Annotated in this window: 15 protein-coding genes; 4 read left to right on the forward strand and 11 right to left on the reverse strand. The window is 70.6% G+C overall.

Annotated features, from left to right (window positions below):
• Positions 1 to 86 precede the first annotated feature (86 nt).
• From OH804_RS04550 to OH804_RS04560, 3 genes are all read left to right on the forward strand, one after another.
• Positions 87 to 3,146 carry a BTAD domain-containing putative transcriptional regulator gene (locus OH804_RS04550; RefSeq protein ID WP_406062959.1) on the forward strand — a complete coding sequence of 1,020 codons (3,060 nt, stop codon included), beginning with the start codon at positions 87 to 89 and terminating at the stop codon, positions 3,144 to 3,146.
• A gap of 215 nt (positions 3,147 to 3,361) precedes the next feature.
• Entirely contained in the window at positions 3,362 to 4,753 is a 1,392-nt protein-coding gene (locus tag OH804_RS04555; RefSeq protein WP_406062961.1) for a hypothetical protein, read from the forward strand.
• 354 nt (positions 4,754 to 5,107) lie between these two features.
• Positions 5,108 to 5,959, forward strand: coding sequence for a hypothetical protein (locus OH804_RS04560; protein WP_406062963.1), 852 nt, complete (start codon positions 5,108 to 5,110; stop codon positions 5,957 to 5,959).
• A gap of 391 nt (positions 5,960 to 6,350) precedes the next feature.
• Here the strand turns inward: OH804_RS04560 and OH804_RS04565 are convergent, their stop codons facing one another.
• The 10 genes from OH804_RS04565 to OH804_RS04610 all read right to left on the reverse strand — a co-directional run bounded on the left by OH804_RS04565 (position 6,351) and on the right by OH804_RS04610 (position 15,178).
• Complete coding sequence (locus OH804_RS04565) at positions 6,351 to 6,851, reverse strand: hypothetical protein (RefSeq protein ID WP_406062965.1); 501 nt, start codon at positions 6,849 to 6,851, stop codon at positions 6,351 to 6,353.
• Positions 6,852 to 7,184: 333 nt separating this feature from the next.
• Positions 7,185 to 7,646: a DUF4262 domain-containing protein gene (locus tag OH804_RS04570; protein WP_393227643.1), complete on the reverse strand. Its 462-nt coding sequence runs from the start codon at positions 7,644 to 7,646 to the stop codon at positions 7,185 to 7,187.
• A gap of 16 nt (positions 7,647 to 7,662) precedes the next feature.
• Positions 7,663 to 8,031 (reverse strand): hypothetical protein, encoded by a 369-nt coding sequence (locus OH804_RS04575; RefSeq protein WP_406062968.1) that lies wholly within the window; start codon positions 8,029 to 8,031, stop codon positions 7,663 to 7,665.
• Between the two features lie 105 nt (positions 8,032 to 8,136).
• Positions 8,137 to 8,454, reverse strand: a complete 318-nt coding sequence (locus OH804_RS04580; protein WP_406062970.1) for a hypothetical protein — start codon at positions 8,452 to 8,454, stop codon at positions 8,137 to 8,139.
• 219 nt (positions 8,455 to 8,673) lie between these two features.
• The gene (locus OH804_RS04585) at positions 8,674 to 9,285 is read right to left on the reverse strand and encodes a hypothetical protein (RefSeq protein WP_406062971.1); all 612 of its coding nucleotides are present in this window, start codon (positions 9,283 to 9,285) and stop codon (positions 8,674 to 8,676) included.
• Between the two features lie 272 nt (positions 9,286 to 9,557).
• Positions 9,558 to 11,195 carry a VWA domain-containing protein gene (locus OH804_RS04590; RefSeq protein WP_406062973.1) on the reverse strand — a complete coding sequence of 546 codons (1,638 nt, stop codon included), beginning with the start codon at positions 11,193 to 11,195 and terminating at the stop codon, positions 9,558 to 9,560.
• Between the two features lie 36 nt (positions 11,196 to 11,231).
• On the reverse strand, positions 11,232 to 12,407 hold the full coding sequence (locus tag OH804_RS04595) for an AAA family ATPase (protein WP_406062975.1): 1,176 nt from the start codon (positions 12,405 to 12,407) through the stop codon (positions 11,232 to 11,234).
• 352 nt (positions 12,408 to 12,759) lie between these two features.
• Positions 12,760 to 13,236, reverse strand: a complete 477-nt coding sequence (locus OH804_RS04600; RefSeq protein ID WP_406062977.1) for a hypothetical protein — start codon at positions 13,234 to 13,236, stop codon at positions 12,760 to 12,762.
• 107 nt (positions 13,237 to 13,343) lie between these two features.
• Complete coding sequence (locus tag OH804_RS04605; RefSeq protein ID WP_406062979.1) at positions 13,344 to 14,438, reverse strand: DUF4314 domain-containing protein; 1,095 nt, start codon at positions 14,436 to 14,438, stop codon at positions 13,344 to 13,346.
• 68 nt (positions 14,439 to 14,506) lie between these two features.
• Complete coding sequence (locus OH804_RS04610; RefSeq protein ID WP_406062981.1) at positions 14,507 to 15,178, reverse strand: hypothetical protein; 672 nt, start codon at positions 15,176 to 15,178, stop codon at positions 14,507 to 14,509.
• 224 nt (positions 15,179 to 15,402) lie between these two features.
• On the opposite strand from OH804_RS04610, the gene OH804_RS04615 reads away from it, so the two are divergent.
• On the forward strand, positions 15,403 to 16,230 hold the full coding sequence (locus OH804_RS04615; RefSeq protein ID WP_406062983.1) for a DUF4253 domain-containing protein: 828 nt from the start codon (positions 15,403 to 15,405) through the stop codon (positions 16,228 to 16,230).
• Here the strand turns inward: OH804_RS04615 and OH804_RS04620 are convergent.
• Positions 16,190 to 17,332, reverse strand: coding sequence for a M23 family metallopeptidase (locus OH804_RS04620; RefSeq protein ID WP_406062985.1), 1,143 nt, complete (start codon positions 17,330 to 17,332; stop codon positions 16,190 to 16,192). The two genes, OH804_RS04615 and OH804_RS04620, sit on opposite strands and share 41 nt — an antisense overlap.
• Positions 17,333 to 17,358 lie beyond the last annotated feature (26 nt).

A 17,358-nucleotide genomic window follows, 5' to 3' on the forward strand; every position in this document is an offset into this window, starting at 1 on the left:
TTCGGGGCCAACGTTTCACCGCGCCGCCAAGCCGGTTCGGTGCCGGTCGGCGTCCGGGTCCCGCACATGGCAGCAAGGGAGGGGCGATGAGGTTCAGGGGCGCTTCGGCCGCTCACACGTCGGCGGTCACGCTGCTGGTCGTCGCTGTGCCGGTCACGCTCGTCCGCCTCGGCAGGTGGCCACGCCCGCAAGGCTCGTGGACCACTCTGCTCCGCGGCTGGGTCGAGGAGCCCCTCAGCGGCGGCTTCCTCGCCGGCATCGCCTACCTCGCGGCGTGGCTGCTGTGGGCAATGCTCGCCGCCGCCATCACGGCCCGCCTGTACGCCCAGGCCGCCCGGATGTCACGGCGACTGCCACGGCTGCACATGCCCGGGCCGCTGCAGGGCATCACGGCGGCTGTCCTGGGAGCGACCGCCGTCAGCACGGCGGCCACCGCGACACCCGCCCACGCCACCGCGACCACCGCCGCCGCGGAGACAACCCATGCACCGCAAGGCCCAGCAGCCACCGCGCGCACCCACGCCGACGACCAGACCACCTCACCAGCCAACGGCAAGGACCAGGCCGAGCACACCTACACGGTGCGGCGTGGCGACACCCTGTCCCGCATCGCCCAGGACCGCCTCGGCGACGCGGACCGCTGGCCCGAGATCTTCACCGCCAACCGTGGCACTCGCTTTCCTCACACTGGTGGGACACTTCGCGACCCTGACCTCATCTACCCGGGCTGGACACTGCGACTACCTCCCACGCTCGAAGCACCACGCCCGTCGCCCCGACCGGCGCCCGCCCCAACGCCGACGACATCAGCTCCGTCAGGACCGTCCAGCAGCCCGACCGGAACGGACACCGACGACGGCCTCGTCGAGTCCGCCCCAGCGCCCACGTCCGCGCCAGCCGACCACGCTTCGGCGTCGGGACCGGCTGCCACGCCCACCACTCGCACCGCCGACGACCGAACCGCCCCAACGCCGCGACCTCAGCCTGGTGTGTCGCTCGGCACGGGTAGCTGGCTCGACATGGGACTCGCCGCCGCAGTCCTCGCCGCAGTTGCCCTCGTTTGGGCACACCGCCGTCGCCGCTACATCCCCCAGCAACCCACCGCGCGCCCACGCCTCGACGACCCGAGTGTCGAGGCGATGCCGGCGGTGGTCACCCGGATCCGTCGCGGCCTACGGGCCCTCACACCGAGCGCGACGACGATTCCTGACCCCGGCCCCGACCTCGACCCTCCGCCCGACGAAGCCGTCGTGGACGCTGACTCGGACCCGGCAGACGCGGCCGACAACGCCACCTACAAGCTCACCGCGCACGGGTCGCAGTCGCCTATACCCCCGCCGGCCCGCCCGCTGATCGAGGTGTTGCCGTCTGCGGGACTCGGTCTGATCGGGCCCGGAGCCCAGGCAGCGGCCCGAGGCGCACTGGTGTCCGCCCTCGCCGCCGGCGGACCGGATGACCCCGATAGCCGCCACCACGTCGTCATCGCCTCGGACACCCTCGCCACGCTGCTAGGCACCACCACAACCACACTGGCGGACACCCTGCGGATGACCATCACCAGCGGACTCAGCGACGCTCTGACGCTGATCGAAGAGCGCACGCTGCACCGCGCACGCATGTGCGGCGACCACGAGCTCGACACGATCACCGACCTGCGCGACCGGGACCCGACCGCCGAGCCCGTGCCGCCGACGGTGCTGATCGCCGCCCCCACCGCTACTCATGAGCGCACCCGCATCGCCGCGCTGCTCACGCAAGGACACCGACTCGACATCCACGGCGTCCTGCTCGGCGCCTGGCCCGACGGCGACACCATCTCCGTCGCCGAAGACGGCTCCACCAGCATCATTAAGCACGACGCGAAACAACACAGCTGTCCATCCGCCGTCGGCCGCCTGAGCGTCATCAACCGCAGCGAGACCACCGAACTGCTGCGACTCCTCGCCGAGTCCCATACCGGCGAGCCTCAACCGCCAGCACCCGCGCAGCACACACCACTACCCGCAACCGTCGACGAAAACAGCAGTGCGACACCCCCGAGCGACAAAGAGGCTGCCCCGCGGCCCGGCCCGCGCCCCGCCAACGCCGGTCGCCTCAACGTCCTTACCCCGCCCCAGAGCGTCGACATTCCCGCCGAAGTGCAGCCCAGCGAGCCCCGCGCACTGGTACCGACCGCACCGCCGCGCCCTGTCATCGGTCAGGGACCACGACCGGCCGCAAACGACATGAGCGACCCCGACAGGCTGGTCAGCGCCGCCCACGAGCCGAACCCCACACCCGAGAATTCCGTCGCCGCAAACCCGCATCAACGCTGCGATCACGCCGGGAATGAACCGCACCCGGCGGGCGACGATCGGTCTTCCCGTACCGGCGGACGCGTCGACGTTCGAGTGCTCGGAGGGGCACGCATCGTGGACATGGACACGACCACGCCGCTGCGCGCGAAAGCCCTCGAACTGCTGGTCTACCTCATCGTCCAAGACGGCGACGCCGCACAGGACAACATCCTCGACGACCTGCTGCCCGACGCCCCCGCCTCGAAGGCACCGCACCGCCTGCACACCTACGTATCCGCACTACGCAAAACCCTCATCCTCACCGGAGGTCCCGCCACCTACCTCACCCACCCGTCGCGCCGCTACGCCCTCAACCGCGACGCCCTCGACACCGACCTATGGCGCATGCGCGCCGCACTGCGCGACGCCGCCCTCGCCACCACCGACGCCGACCGCACCGCCGCACTCCAGCGCGCCGTCAACGCCTACGACGGCACACTCGCCGACGGCTTCGACTACGAATGGATCGAGGCATACCGCGAGGGCATCCGCCGCCAAGCCCTCGACGCCCACCTCGCCCTCGCCGCCGCTACCACCGACCCGACACAAGCCCTGGCCGTCCTCGAAGCCGCCATGCGCCACGACCCGTACGCCGAAGCCATCTACCAGCAAGCGATGCGCGCCCACGCCGCACTCGGACACCTCGAGCAGATCCGCTCCCTACGCCGAGCCCTCACCCGCCGGCTCGACGAGATCGACGCCGAACCCAGCGAGGACACCCTCAGACTCGCCGATCGGCTCATCGCCGACCTGCGACGGCAGAAGCCCACCGGGAAGACCGACTTTCACAACAGCGGACTTCACCCATGACGACGGACCCTTCGGCGGCAAACGACGCACGTCGTGGCAGCCTGCACGATCAGCCCAACCGCTGCGGCGACGGCCCGCAGGCGACAGGCTGGGACCGCAACGGCACCGCGTGGCCCCTGCGAGCAGCCGTACGCACCGGCCATCCTGGGCCCGCCCGCGGCCCTCAGGGCGGGTCGACGCACCGGCAAGCTTCGTCCCCGACGACCCTCGACGCGGTGGACGCCGACCTGGCCACAGCAGTCCGGCACGCCGCCTGGATACGCCAGGTGTTCTACGTCCTGGTGCTGCTGGTCGCCCTCGTTGGACAAGTCACCGGCGCCGTCCAAACACTCGGCGTCCCGCTGGTCGTCGCGGTCCCCGCCGTCGCGGCGCTCGAACTGGGCGGCGTCGTCGTGATGGCCAACGCCGACGTGCGACGCCGGCTCGGTGAGCGGGCGATCGGATCACGCCTGCTGTCCTCCGCGATCGCCGCCGGAGCCGTCACCTTCAACTGGGCTGCCCACCCCGACCACCTAGCCGGCGGCTTCTACGCGGGTATGTCCGCCCTCGGATACCTCGTCTGGCTGATGCACGCCGGCAACCAGCGCCGCGACCGGCTGCGCGTCACCGGAGGCCTGCCGCCCACACCACCCGCGTACGAGGTGTTCGGGCACTGGATCTGCCACCCCGTCATCACCTCCCGAGCGCGGTCCATCGCCAAAGCCGACGGCCTCGACCTGTACGAGTCCCTCGCGGCGGCCCGCACCGCGATCGCCCGCCGACGGCGCGACGCCGCGATCGCCAAGGTGCTCCATCGCAAGATCAGGGCGGCGATGGACCCCACCACCGCCGACATCGCCGTGCGCGTGTACGACCTGGACGAGATCGCGACACGCCTCGCGGCTACCGCCGACTACAACGGGCTGACCATGCTCCTGGCCGCTGACCTCGCCCCGGAGCGGATCGTGACAGCTCATAGTTTCCGTCACCGCCGTCGCTGGTTCAGGGGAGAGCGCGTCGCCGACGCGCCATCGGCACCTGAGGCCGCCCCCTGCGCGTCGGTGGCGGACACGCCTCGCGATGACCGGCAGGAGCCGAATCCAGAGCCAGAGAAGAACCCTCGACCGGCCCCGAGCGGCCACCAGCAGAGTGCCGAGAGCCGCGACGCCGGCCCGCCTGAAGCTCTGTCCCCGGACGATCCGGCCGTCGCGGACCCGGCAGGCAGGACCGTGGATGACAAGGACGTCCTTGGCGCGAACGCCGACGATGAGGCGGACGGCGACGATCAGGATGCTGCCGCCGACGACGCCAACGACGACGAGGACTCGGAGGTGCCCCGGGGAACTGCGCAGGCAGTGGCCTACTGGCTGCGCAAGGAGCCGAACCTGGACCCTGAACTGCTCGCCGAGAGGATCGGCAAGTCACTGCGATCGGTCTACCGATACCTGCCGCCGGACTACCCCCGCCGACCGGGGATCGCCAGGCGACGGACCGACGCCAGCCCCGCCCCGCCCGACGCGCGAGCCACAGCGAGTGACGTCAACAGGCGCCCCGCCCGCCCGACGATCGAGGAAAGGGCTGCACTTCCTACTCGAGAACCCGCAGGTGGGCTAACACCGCGGAAGTGAGACCAGTGCGGGATGTCGCCCAGTCTGTAAGGGATGGTCGAAACGAGGTAAGCGAACAGGCAATGGATTTCGTTGCTGCTCAGCGGTATCAGGCTGCTGTCGGCGTACCGGCTCCCGTGCAGAGACAGGTACGGCTTGACGTGCAAGGCCGCACCGGGGCAGGCGAGTTTTGATGGTTGGCTGCCTTGACGTCTGTGGGACTGACCGGCATGCCCGGTCGATGACGTTGCGTGACGGGCGTCCAGTCGACATCTCCACACGGCATCCGCTCCTGCCAAGATGAGTGCGCCGACCGGCGCGCCCCGGCAGCTTTATGGGTGGCACGGCGAAGGCGAGCACGACCATAATCCGACCGTGACAAGTCCGGTGGTCGACTGGTCGCCTGCGGACAACCCCGAGGCGATTGCGGTCTCGGAGATCCAGTGGTGGCAGCGTGCAGCAGAGCTTGCCCTCTTGCGCATGCGCGATTCCGATGACCACCGGATCTCCTGGTTCAGCTCGCGTCAGATTGACGCGCGCCAGCTCATCTTGGCTCTGCGGCAGCTTCTCGGCGCTGTCGCACTCGTGGACGGCCGACTGCAGGAGCTCGGTCTCGATCAGGCTCAGCACGCTCTCAGTGAGGCAAAGAGCGAGTACGAGCAAGCCTTGCCGGGATTGACCGAGGTGCGAAATGCTCTGATGCATTTCGAGGCTTGGGCGCTCGGGACCGGCCGCGGCCCGCAGAGGCGGCGCATCGCCGCGGGCGCTCCGGCGCGTGAGGTCGCGAGTGAGTTCTGGGGGTTCGCATACGAGCCCCACACCGAGACAATCTCCCTCGGCCCGTACACCATCTCCGTAAATGCTGTTACCGGCGCCGTCGCTCGACTCGTGGACTCCGTGTATGCGGCTGCCCGGACAGTTGACCGCCGCAACGCGGTCGATTTGGGCGCCGACGTCATGAAGGCCCTGACTGCTGGAGGGATCTCGACGGATGAGGGACCATCGTCTCTAAGGCTGATTGTAGGCAGTGATAACAGGCTTCGACTGTCGCTGAACTCATACGGAGACGCCGACGAAATCGACCGTCATGCATTGGCGAACCGTGTCGTCAGAACTCTCCGCACGGTAAACTTCAAGGTCATCTGGCCTGAGACGCCCAACGAGGCCGATGTGGCTGGCCCGTTGGCTCGTGGGGTGGCCCTCTTATGCGAGAGAGGTCCCAGCTGAGCCGGCCGACGGGCAATTCGTCGTATCTGCGAGACGCAACTGTTGTAGACGATGGCCGATCGACTCGATCCTACGGACGGGTGACCTCGAGTGTGGTGCCCCTGCCTGCTGCCGAAGCTGCTTTCATTCAACGCGTGGGACGAGGTGGCGAGGCCGCGCTGGCATAAACGATCATCCGGGTTGTTCCTGTGCTGGTGCGCGAAGCGGTGTATCGAACCGCTGCACGTTCGGCGGATGGACGTGAGCCGTTCGTGCGCTGGCCGCAGGAGATGTGCCGGTTAAAACCGTCGACGGTGGGCCAGGGAATCGACCCAGACCATGGTGCCAGAACTCGCGACCATCCCAGAGCCACCGGAACCTGACCACGTCAGCGCCCAGCCCCGCAATGACGTCAACGACCGGAGTCCGTCTGCACCACCAGGTCGTCCGCGAGCAAGTCCGCGTTGGCCATGACCTGGCGGCGCTGAGCATCCAGGATCCGTGCCCGCAACTCCTCAGATACCTCCACGACGAACAACTCGACGCCGAACTCCGCAGCCGCCCGGGCGAGCCAGCCAGAGATCGAGTTACGTGCCTCATGACTCGCGAACGCGATGATCGTCCGGGTCCTCTCCCAGCCGGGCTCCCGCTTGAGCAGAGCCAGCTTGAGCACATCCTGCGCGATCTTCTTCGGCTGCGCCCCCTTCAATCTGCCCTGCCGGGCATATGCCTCGACCACCACACCCATGTCCGATGTCGCTGCATCCACCTCGACGAACACACCACCAGACAGAGCAACTCTCTCCGGCTTGGCCAGGACCACACCCAGAGACGCGGCAAGCCCCGCGAGGATCTCCTCCTCAGCCTCACGCTGTGTATGCGAGTCACTTTGATGCGAAGCACCCTCAGGCATGCTGCCGAGCATAAGGCCACCAAGTAGCGCAACGGCACAAGCCAGCTTGTATCGGAATCGGTCGCTTGGTCGTCCGGAATCCGGGTTGAGCGCCGGGCCGGTGAGCATCCAGGTTCCCCCGACCGAGTGACGAGGGGAACTCGGGTCGACCATCCTTGGCTCCGTCGTCATGTGGATCTTTGTACGTAACGGCGTACCGACCTCTGGACTCCGATCTGTACGCCGACAGCTGCCCTCACTGGTGCTGCCACCTTTGTGGGCCAGCGGTTCGGTCGTGCCCGGGATCCGGCGCCTGGGGGGCGTCCGGATCCCGGGCGGCGCCGCTTGGTCGCGCTACGTCTGGGCGATCAGTGGCTGTGCCTGCGGTTCGAAGTTGTACCCGCTGTCCCAGGGGAACCGGCCCTGCTGGTCGGGCCAGACGAGCTGCTGGAGGCGGATCTGGTGACGGCCGTAGCGCGCGATCGCCATCCCGGGCAGCAGGTCATGGGTGGGTGGCCCGTCGATGATGATCGCGTCGTAGCCGGCGATGAGGTCGCTGATGCGCTGGCCGTGGCTGAACCGTTCAGCCCTGTCATAGACCCGGCAGGCGAGGTCATTGAGCAGGCAGTGGGCGACCTCGGGGGGTAGCCCGGCGGTGAGTAGTTCGGGGTAGTGGTGGGCGGTGAGTCCGACGGTGTAGGCGAACGGGGTGGTGGTGTCGGGGTCGTCGTCGGTGGGCAGGACGTGCGTGACGGCCCAGCCGATGGTGTCGATGATCTGTTCCTGGCGTCGGAGGACGTCGTCGATGTTCGGCATGGTGGGTGTCTCCTGGTCACTTGGGAGTACGGGTGGGGTCGGGGTCAGGTGGCTCGACTTCGACGAAGCCCCAGAGTCGTTCCATGACCTGGAGTTGCCAGGTGCGGTAGCGGTCGGCGAAGCCGCGGCAGACCGCAGGCGGGACCGGGCTACCGGCGTACGGCAGGGTCGAGTGGCAGATGATGTAGCCGGCGTCGCCGCGCGCCGCGGTCACCATGTGCTTGAGCCGGCCGGGGTCGAGGTGCATCGGGTTGCCGGGCTTGAAGATGCAGGTGGCGCACTCGCGGGCGAGCAGGCGGGTTTTGCGCAGGTCCGGGTCACCGACGTTGAGCCGGGGCGGGCGATCGCCGGCCGGTTCGTCAGCGGGCTGCGACATGCTGTCCATCGTCAGCTCCTTGTCGTTGCGGCGTGGGGCCCGCATCCACGGATGCGGGCCCACGAGTCCGGGTGAAGGGGATGGCCCGGCGCCGGTTGGGCGCCGGTGCGGTTGTCAGAACTGCCTTAGCCAGGTCAGCACCGCGTCGATGTCGGCGCGGCGTAGCCCGTGGTACGGGTTGACCGGGCGGAGCAGAGTGGGCGTCCCGCCGGCGATGCGCTGGTCGGCGTTGGAGGGGTGCTTGCCGCCGACCTCGTCGTCGAGGACGGCGAGTGGCCGCCGCGCGGCGCAGGCGTTCAGAGGACTGAGTTTGCTCTGGTGGCCGAAGCGGCTACCGCCCCCTTGGACGGGGACGTGCGGCCAGGTGTCCGGTAGGCCCAGCCGTGGCGCGATCCATCCGGCGGCGAGGTGGTTCCAGCTGGTGCACCACACCGGCTGGGCGTGGTCGTCCAGTTCCGGCAGCCATGGCCCGTGGTCGGGGTGGAGCCAGACGGTGCCGGTGACGTGCCGCCGTCGGGGCCGGGCCCGTCGTAGCGGTGCGGCTGGTGGCCCAGCGCCGTGGCGTGGGTGGGGTCGTCGGGGTTGAGCACGCCGTCGACGTCGACGGCCACGATCGGTGCCAGCGTGGGGCGTGCCAGCGGTGGGGTGCTGTCACGGCCGGGCCTCCTGGACGGTGACCGTGTGCAGGGGCACGATGAGCCGGTCGGCGGTGCGGCCGGGGCCGTCGTCGGGTTGCCAGGTGTCGGCGGCGGCGTGGGTGGGGAACGGGCCGACGGCCGCGAGCCGGCCACCGGCGCGGTCGAGCAGCACGAGGACGGCGCTGCGGGCGTCCTCGAGTGCGGGCCGTAGGGCCCCGGCGAGGTCGGTGGGCAGGTCGACCCAGCAGGTGGCGGGCAGGGCCGTGGCGCCGGGGTCGTGCAGCGGTGTGGGCCTGGTCGCGGCGAGGGTGGTGCTGTCGAGCGCGAGCGTCGCCGCGTGGGAGTCGGCCGCAGTGGGGCCGCCGGTGGGGCCGTGCGCGGCGAGTTCGCCGCCGGTGTGGACGGCGAGCAGCGTGTATGGGTCGCGGATCTCGAGTGAGTCGAGGATCGCGAGGGTGATCGTGTCCCCGGTGTGCAGGTCGGCCATGGTGAGCATGACCGGCCGGCCGTCCGGGTCCCGGTTCCAGGTGATGACGTCGAAGTGTTCGCTGGCGATGTCGCCGAGGCGTCGCCAGGCACGGTTGTCCGTGTCGAAGGGGTGTTCGCTGTCGGTGCCGTAGCGCATGGGGTGAACTCCTTGTGATGGGCATCGTCGTATCGCGTCCGCGTCCGCGTTCGGTCGGTTAGGGCCTGTCGGGGACGCGATGCATGCACGCTTCGATGAGGCGGGATGGTCAAGTCGCGGACCGGCGGCGGGAAGCCGGCGGCGGGGCCGCGCGATCTGGAGGGCTGGGGTACTTCGCGGGACGCCGCGCGCGGCGCTGCCCGGCCGCAGCCGTTGCAGCGCGCGGGGGTGGGACTGGTTCGCCGTCCGGACGGGTCGGGTTTGGCCGGGGTTCAGGCCTGGGCGAGCGCCGTGACGGCGGCGTCGGCGATCGCGGTGATGGCTTCGACCGGGTCGGTGACGGTCAGGGTGGTGGTGTGCGTGAAGGTGTTTCCCCAGATCTGGTCTGGGTCGGTTGGCTCGCCTGCGGTGGGTGGGTCGGCGGGGTGTAGCCACAGCACGGCACAGCCGGCGCGGTGCAGGGTGGTGATGAGCTGTTGGCCGGCGGGGATGTCGTCGAGGTAGCCGTCGGAGACGACGGCGAGCATCCGTCGGGTGCGGCCGTGGCGCAGGTCGAGGAGGTGGTCGGCGACCTTGACCGCTTCGGGGAAGGTGGCGGTGGCGAAGTCGGTGCGCATGTGCAGCACCTGCCTGGGGTAGGTGCGTGGGGGTACCAGGACGGTGGTGCGGTCGCCGAAGCCGATGGTGGTGGTCGTCGCGTCGGCGCGGCGGGCGGCGTGGGCGAAGATCCACGCCGCAGAGGACATCGCCTCGGTGTGGCGGTCCATCGAGCCGGACAGGTCGACCAGGATCGCCAGGTGCAGACGGGGTTTCTCGGGCGGTAGGTGGGCGCGTCGCTGCCACGGGGCGGCCGTTGGCAGTTGCCCGGCGGCGGTTTGCGCGTCGGCGGTGATGGCGTGGCGGGTGCGCAGCCGGCCGGGTGGGATCGCGGAGGGCCGCCGGCCGGGTTCGGGGTGGCTGGTGCGGGCCTGCCGCAGCCGGTTGGCGAGGTCGCGGGCCGCGCGGTGTTCCTGCTCGGTCGGGTCCCGGCGGTCCCACTCCGAGGGTGGGCTGTGCCGGCGGGCCAACATCGATGCGGCGTACGCGGCGGGGGTGACGCCAGCGGCGACGGCGAGGTAATCGACGAGGGCCGCGGCGAGGCGGCCGGGGAACAGGCCGGCGTCCGGTACGGGGGTGTCGTACTGCTGGTCGGGGTCGATGCCGAGGACCTGACACCAGCGGCGGGCCAGGCAGATCATGGTGTCGGCGTCTGCGTCGTCGCAGATCTGGGCCTCGCGCCAGATGTCACGCAGCTGCCGCAGGCGTTTGCGTCCGAGGACGCCGGTGACGGCGGCGCGGACGGGGCGGACGTCTTTGCTGGTGACGATGCGGGCGTCGACGCGGGCCAGCAGCAGGGCGGCGAGTTGTCCGGCGTGCCACGGGTCGTCGACGGCCGCGCCGTCGGGGTCGAGGAGGGTTGTCACGACGTGGCGCAGCCATCGGCGGTCGCCCCGGCGGCGGGTGCGTTGACGTCCTTCGGCCCGGGATTCCTCGAGCATCTTGGCGACGTCGGCGAGGATCGGCGGGGTGCCGGGCGGGGTGGTCCAGTGGCTGTGCGCGGCGTGCGCGGCGCCGTGCACGAGCAGCCCGTAGCCGGTGGGCACGAGGCGCTTGTGGCGGGCCTTGGCCGGGTCGGTGATGTCGGGGCGCTCGGCGATGTAGGTGGCGTCGACCTCGATGCGGTGGAGGTCGGGGTAGAAGCATTCGGGTGCGTCGCCGGCGGCGCCGGGGGCGACGAGGACGGTGAGGTCGGTACGGCCGGTCAGCAGCGGGACGTGTTTGGTCCAGGCTGCGGACCAGTCATGCCAGTCGCTGGCGCCGGTCGGCGTCGGCGGTGCGCCCTGCTGTAGGTGGGTGCTGGGGTGTGACACGGATTGGCTCCTTCCAGAGATCCGTGGTGGATGAGGTCAGCGCTTGCCGAGGGCGAGCGCGGTGATGGGCGTGCCGGTGTGCCGGGACAGGGCGGCGGTGACGTCGTCGCGGGCGTCCTCGGGGGCGATGCCGGCCAGGTTGGCCAGGGCGGCGGTCATGCCCAGGTGGTCGCGGACTGTGACGAAGCCGAGCAGTTCGCGCAGCTGCGGTGCCCACACGGTCTTGCCCGCGGTCAGGTCGGCGTTGAGGTCAATCGCCGCATTGACCACCGGCTTGGGGACGCCGAGTTGGCGGGCGAGGTCCCAGTCGGTGGTGACGTGCAGGTGGACGGTGAACCGGGAGGCCAGGGCCTCGGTGAGCACCGCGCCGTGCACGCCCGGGTTGTGGCCGGCGACGATGTAGAACCCGTCGACGGCTTCCACGGTCTCGTTGCCGTTGGCGGGGATGGTGATGACCCCGCGGCCGTCCATGGCCGGGTACAGCACGGCCAGGACGCGGGGCGGGATGAGGGTGGCGTCGTCGACCAGCAGGACCCGCCCGTCACGCATGGCGGTGACGAGGGGCCCGTGGACGAACTCGTAGCCGCCGCCGGGGATCGGGTTGTAGGAGCCGAGGAAGTCGTCGACGACGGTGTCGCCGGTGCCGGCGACGGTGAGCAGGTCGGGGAACGCGGCCTCGACCATGGCGGTCTTGCCGGTGCCGGGCGGCCCGTACAGCAGCACCGGTACCTGCTGGGCGCGGAGTCGTCGCAGTTCCTCGACGTCCCAGCCCTTGCCGAGCCGCCGCGGGTGGTACAGCGTCCCGTTCGGGCGCGGTACCGGCGCGGGCCGGGACTGACGGCCACCACCACCAGTGCCGCCGGAGCGGGTGCGGGGCGCGGCGGGCGGCAGGGTACCGGCGGCGTCGACGCCGGGCTGGGTGATCTGGAAGCGGTGGTGCGGGTCGCGGTGGTGGATGGCGTGCCCGGCGGCGGCCATCTTCTTCAATGCCTCGAACACCGCCCCGGACGACGGTGCGCCGATCGCCCGGGTGATCTCCCCGACCTTGAAGATGGCGTCGGGATGGTCGGCCAGGTGCAGGGCCACTTTGCGGTAGAGGTAGCCGGACCGGCCGGAGGCGGCCTCGGTCATGGGCGTCTCGTCGGTGCCAGCAGGGGCCGGGCCGTTCTGCGGCGGACCGGCCTGCGGGGCCGGCGCATGTGGTGTGGTCATGTGGGTGCCTCGATTCCAAGGGTTGTGCCCGCGCACCCGTCTCCGGGTGCGCGGGCGGTGGGTACCGCACAGCGGAGACGGGTGGGGCCAACCCCTGCCGGCCCGCATCGGGCCGTGCAGGTGGGCGACCACACCCCGGTGGTGCTGAAGGGTTACGGCGACACGTCGGGTCGCCGCTGGTGCGTGCTGGTCGGTGTCGAGGCCGCGCGGGCGGTGTCGGCGCCGACGATGGAACCCCAGTCACCCCAATCGATCAAGTCGGATGGGTTGGCGGGTGTGGGATTACCGGGAGCGCCGGCTAACTACGTGTGCACCGTGAGGGCCGGGAGCGATGCGTGCGGTGCGGTCGTGGTCAGTCGGCGCAGCCCCGTTCGCAGCCCTGTGGGTCGCACTGCTGTCCCTCGGCCATCCGGGCCAGGGCCGGCCTGTCGTCGCCGTCGAGGTCGTCGAGGAACGGCCAGTCGAACCCGTCGGCGAACGCCTTGACCTTGGGTGCCCCGTACATCGGGTATCCGGCGTGATCCATCGCCACCACGATGTCGTCGCGGCCGAGGAGCCAGGCGAGTTCGCCGAGCTTGTCCACCGACCGGCTCGCCGAGTTGCCCCGGTGGTCGATGATCTTCCCGATGGCGAAACGCAGGTAGTCCCGGGCGTAGGACTCGTGGTCGACCCGCTGGGTCCACTCACCCGGGCGGCGGGGGGTGAGGACCTGGCAGGCGTGGTCGAGATCGAGCGCCTCCACGAGCACCTCCTCCCGAAAGCCCAAGATGTCCCAGCGGTTGGCCCGGAGAGCCCAGACCCGGGTGACGATTTCCTCTTGGGCGCGCATGGTCACTGGCATTCCTTCCTGAAGGTCTTACCTGTCGTGGCCGGGTCGCCGCGGCCGATGCTGGCCCGGCTTCCGGTGACGCGGTGGGGCTTGGTCTGCGGGCCGGCCTATGCCTGATCGGGGTCGGGCAGGTCGCCGACTATCCGGTCGCAGGCGTACGGGTCGACGGCTTCCCAGCACCAGCTGCGGCCCATCACCACGTACCGGCCGTCGCCGTCCGGGGTAATGCGTTCGACGGCGTCGGGGTCGTCGAACATGGCGCGTTGGTCGGCGATGATCACGTCGCCGTCGAAGGACAGGTTGGCCAGCGCGGCGTCGACCCGACGGTCCAGTTCGTCTGCTGGCACGCCGGTGTCCCGGAGGCTGTCGCGGTACTGGTCACGATGCCGCTGCTGGTCGGCGACGATCGCCTCGGCCACCAAGCGGGTGCAGGAGAACACCGCCCACCCGTTCCAGTGCTCGATCAGGGTGCCAACGAACCCCACCTCAATGCGGTCCCTGCCGTCCGGGTCGGCGGTGCGCGCCCAGTCGCCTGCGAACACGCCGACGTCGCCGATACGGACCCGGTCGGGGCGCAGGTGGGACACATCGACGCCGCTGGGGCTGGCCGCGAGGCGACACAGGTCGGCGATCCGGTCGGTGGCGGCGGTGTCGAAGGCGTCGCGGTAGACGGTCATCGCCTCGTCGTGCTGCTGGATGCGCAGCCCGAACCAGCCGCAGACGTCGCCGGTAGCGTCGGCGAACAGCCCCCATGCGGCGGTGTCGACCGCCTCTGCGGCGAAGGTGAAGCGGGGCAGGGCATCGAGGACGGCGGGATCCCCATCGTCAATGCCGGCCAGGACCCGGCGGGCGGCCAGGCGGGTGTCGCCGGTGACCCGGGCGCCGATCGTGTCCTGTGCCCACCATTCGGCGGCGGTGCCGCCGGCCTCGGTGCCGGCGGCGCGCATCCGCTGCAGTGCGGCGGCCCATCCGGCGGCCTCGTCGACGGGCCCACCGGTGGGCGGCGGTGTGGTGCTGACCGGTTGGATGCGGTCGCCGGCGTCGAGGCACATCGACAGGGCCGAGCCGCTGTCCCAGGTGACCTCGACGATGTTCTGCTGCTGGTCGTGGCGGCGGACGGTGCCGGTGTCACCGGGCCGCAGCCGGGTGTGCGGGTCGCTGGTGTGGACCAGGGCGACGCGCTGGCCGGGCTGGTAGGTCATGGTGCTCTCCGATCGGCGAGTGGATGGGACGCGGCTGGTGGGCGGCGGTGGCATCGGGTCGGGCGTGCTCATCGGGTGCCGCCTTTCGTGTCACCCGTCGTGGGGGCGTGCGGTGGCCAGGGCTTGCGGGTGAGGTGGGCGCCGAACATCGGGTCGGTGGCGACCGAGGAGCCGCAGCGGGTGCAGCTGGTGGCGGTGTCGTGGCCGTAGCCGGCCATGGACGGCACCTCGACGTGGTCGATCTCGTCGACGGCGCCGCAGACGGTGCACACGGTCATCTCCGGGCCGCCCTCGTCGAGGGCGGGTGCGGTGACGAACAGGTCCTCGATCGGGTCGAGGTGGTGGACGCTGTGCCGCAGCCAGCGGCCGTGGACCGTCGCCTCGTACACCACCAGCAACCGCTGGTCGGGGCGCAGCAGGTACATCCACTCGTCGAACCCGTCGAGGTCCTCGCGCAGCGAGCCCTGCCGGATGGTGTTGTTCTCGGTCACGGTCGGGTAGCCCAGCCCCGCTACGGGCGCCTGTCGGTGCCATCGCCGGGGCTTGGGGTTGACCGCGAGGCTCCACCAGTTACGGGCCAGCAGCGCGGCGGCCAGGGCGTCGGTGTCGCGGCCGAACGTGTCGGTCCAGATCCGGCGCAGCAGCGGCACCAGGACCTCCGGACCCTCGCCGAGCTGGATGGACCGGGCGGTGTACCTGCCGCGAAACGCGGCCACACCGATCAGCGCGGGTGTGCTCACGTGTATCTCCTCCTCAAAGGACGTGGGGTTGCGCGGTCGTCCCGGGTGGGACGACCGCCGGACTTGGATGGCATGGACCCGCCGGTACTGCTCGCGGCCGTCGCGGGTGACCGCGGTACTCGAACCGCGCGGTGTTCCTCCCAGCGGCCACCTCCGGTGACAGAAGGTGCGGCTGAGGCGGGCATGTCGGTGCAGGGAATTACCGTGCTCGTATGGCTGCACGGATGGACGACGCCCGGGACATCGCGGCTGCCCTGCGGGGGACTGCTCTTCAGGGCCACCCCGTGGGCGAAGGGCTCGGCGGCACCTTCCTGGTGGAGCAGGTCGATCCTGTTCGGCTACTCGATGCGTGGCAGGCTGCCCGTGCGGCCATGCCGGCTACCGGTCGGTGGCCCGTCTTCACGTTGCCGGGCGACCTCGACCACGAACCGGATGCTGATGAGCTCGCTGACCTGGACCGGGTGGCTCGGACGCTGGATCCGTGGTCGGTGTATCAGCGATACGGCCGCGAGGACGCCCAGGACCACGGAGACGTGGAACGCTATGTTCGGGCGTTTCTGGGTGACGACATGGTCGCCTCGGCTCTTAAGCAGTTGGCCCTGCCCACCACCTCGACAGCTCTACAGCGGTGGACCTATGACACTCTCCTCGCCGATCCGGAGCTCGCCTCCCGAGCCTTCAGCGGGTGCGAATACCTCGTCGGCACCGCCCGATGGCATACGTTCCCGGACGTGCAGCTGGTGCTGCTGCCCACGACGTCGCAGTGGCTGGCCCCCACCTGGGTGCCCTACTTCGGAGCCGCCCGCGACAACGGCATTCCAGGGTTGGCAGCGGCCATGTGGCAGTGGGATCAGCGGTGGGGCGCCGCCCTCATCGCCGCCTGGGGAACCATGCTGCAGCTCACCGCGCAACGCCGCCCGCAGCCCGGCCCGCAGGCGTGGGAGCTCGCCGGGCAACTGATGGCCGTCGGTGGCAGCTTGCAATGCGAACAGTGGCAACTCGCGATCGCCCTTACCCGAGGCGACGCATGGTTCCTGCACGACCGCCCCTGATCGGCGCCCCATCACCGTCTGCCCGCCCAAGCGGGGCGCCGTGTGCGGCCATGAAGGGCACCGGGTCGATCGCGCCGTTCGGGCTGGCATCATTGTTGTGCACCTCGTAGTGCAGGTGCGGGCCGGAGCTGTGGCCGGTGGAGCCGACGACGCCGATGGGCTGGCCGACGGCGACCGGCTGCCCGACCGTCACCATCGGGGGTTGGTCCATGTGGCAGTAGCGGGTGAGCAGGCCGCCGGCGTGGTCGATGTCGACGTACCAGCCGCACCCGCGCGTGCGAGCGGGGTCGCCGTCGCGGTCGCAGCCCCAATCGGCGCCGGTGTCGGCGTGGACGGCGTTGCAGCGCACGGTGCGGACGGTTCCGGCGGACGCGGCGCGGATGATGGTGCCGCGCGCAGCGCCGAGGTCGACGCCGTCGTGACCGGGCCGCTCCGAGCTACGAAACCTTGATCCGACAGGGGCGAGGACCGGCTGCGTCCACGGGCCGGTGGCCCCGCACCCGGCCAGGCCGTCGATGGGTAGACCCGTGGTGTCGGCGATCGCGGTTACCAGCAGGGTGGCTGGTGCCTCCCATGTCGCGTAGGCGTCGGGGAAGGCGCTGACCTGCACGGCCTGGGCGGCCTCGGTGAGCGGCATCGCCTGCCAGCCGCGGATCGTGGCCAGCTCGTCGAAGAACTTCTCCGACGCGTAGACGGGGTCCTGAAGCCGGGCGGGGGTGCCCCACCCTTGGCTGGGGCGCTGCTGGAACAACCCGACCGAATCCCGGTCGCCGCCGGCCAGGTTCCGCAGGCTGCTCTCCTGCATGGCGGTGGCGACCGCGATCACCCAGCCGCGCGCTGGTAGCCCGAGGCGAGCGCCGGTGGTGACGATCGCAGCGGCGTTGCCGACCTGGTCACTGTCCCAGTCACCAATCGCCGGCCACAGGATCGGCGGCCCGGGCGGCGACACCGCGCCGTCTGACGTGGACCCGGGAGAGGTGACCATAGGGACGCATCCGGCGGTGGCCGAGCCGCCGGCGAGGAATCCGCCGAGCCCACCGGCGCAGAGGATGAACACGGTGACGATCGCCACCGCGACTGACACCAGAGATCGGAGCTTCACGTCGGTCCCCAGCGGCCGAGGGGATA

The sequence above is a fragment of the Micromonospora sp. NBC_00860 genome (assembly GCF_045207375.1).
Lineage (GTDB): Bacteria > Actinomycetota > Actinomycetes > Mycobacteriales > Micromonosporaceae > Micromonospora > Micromonospora vinacea.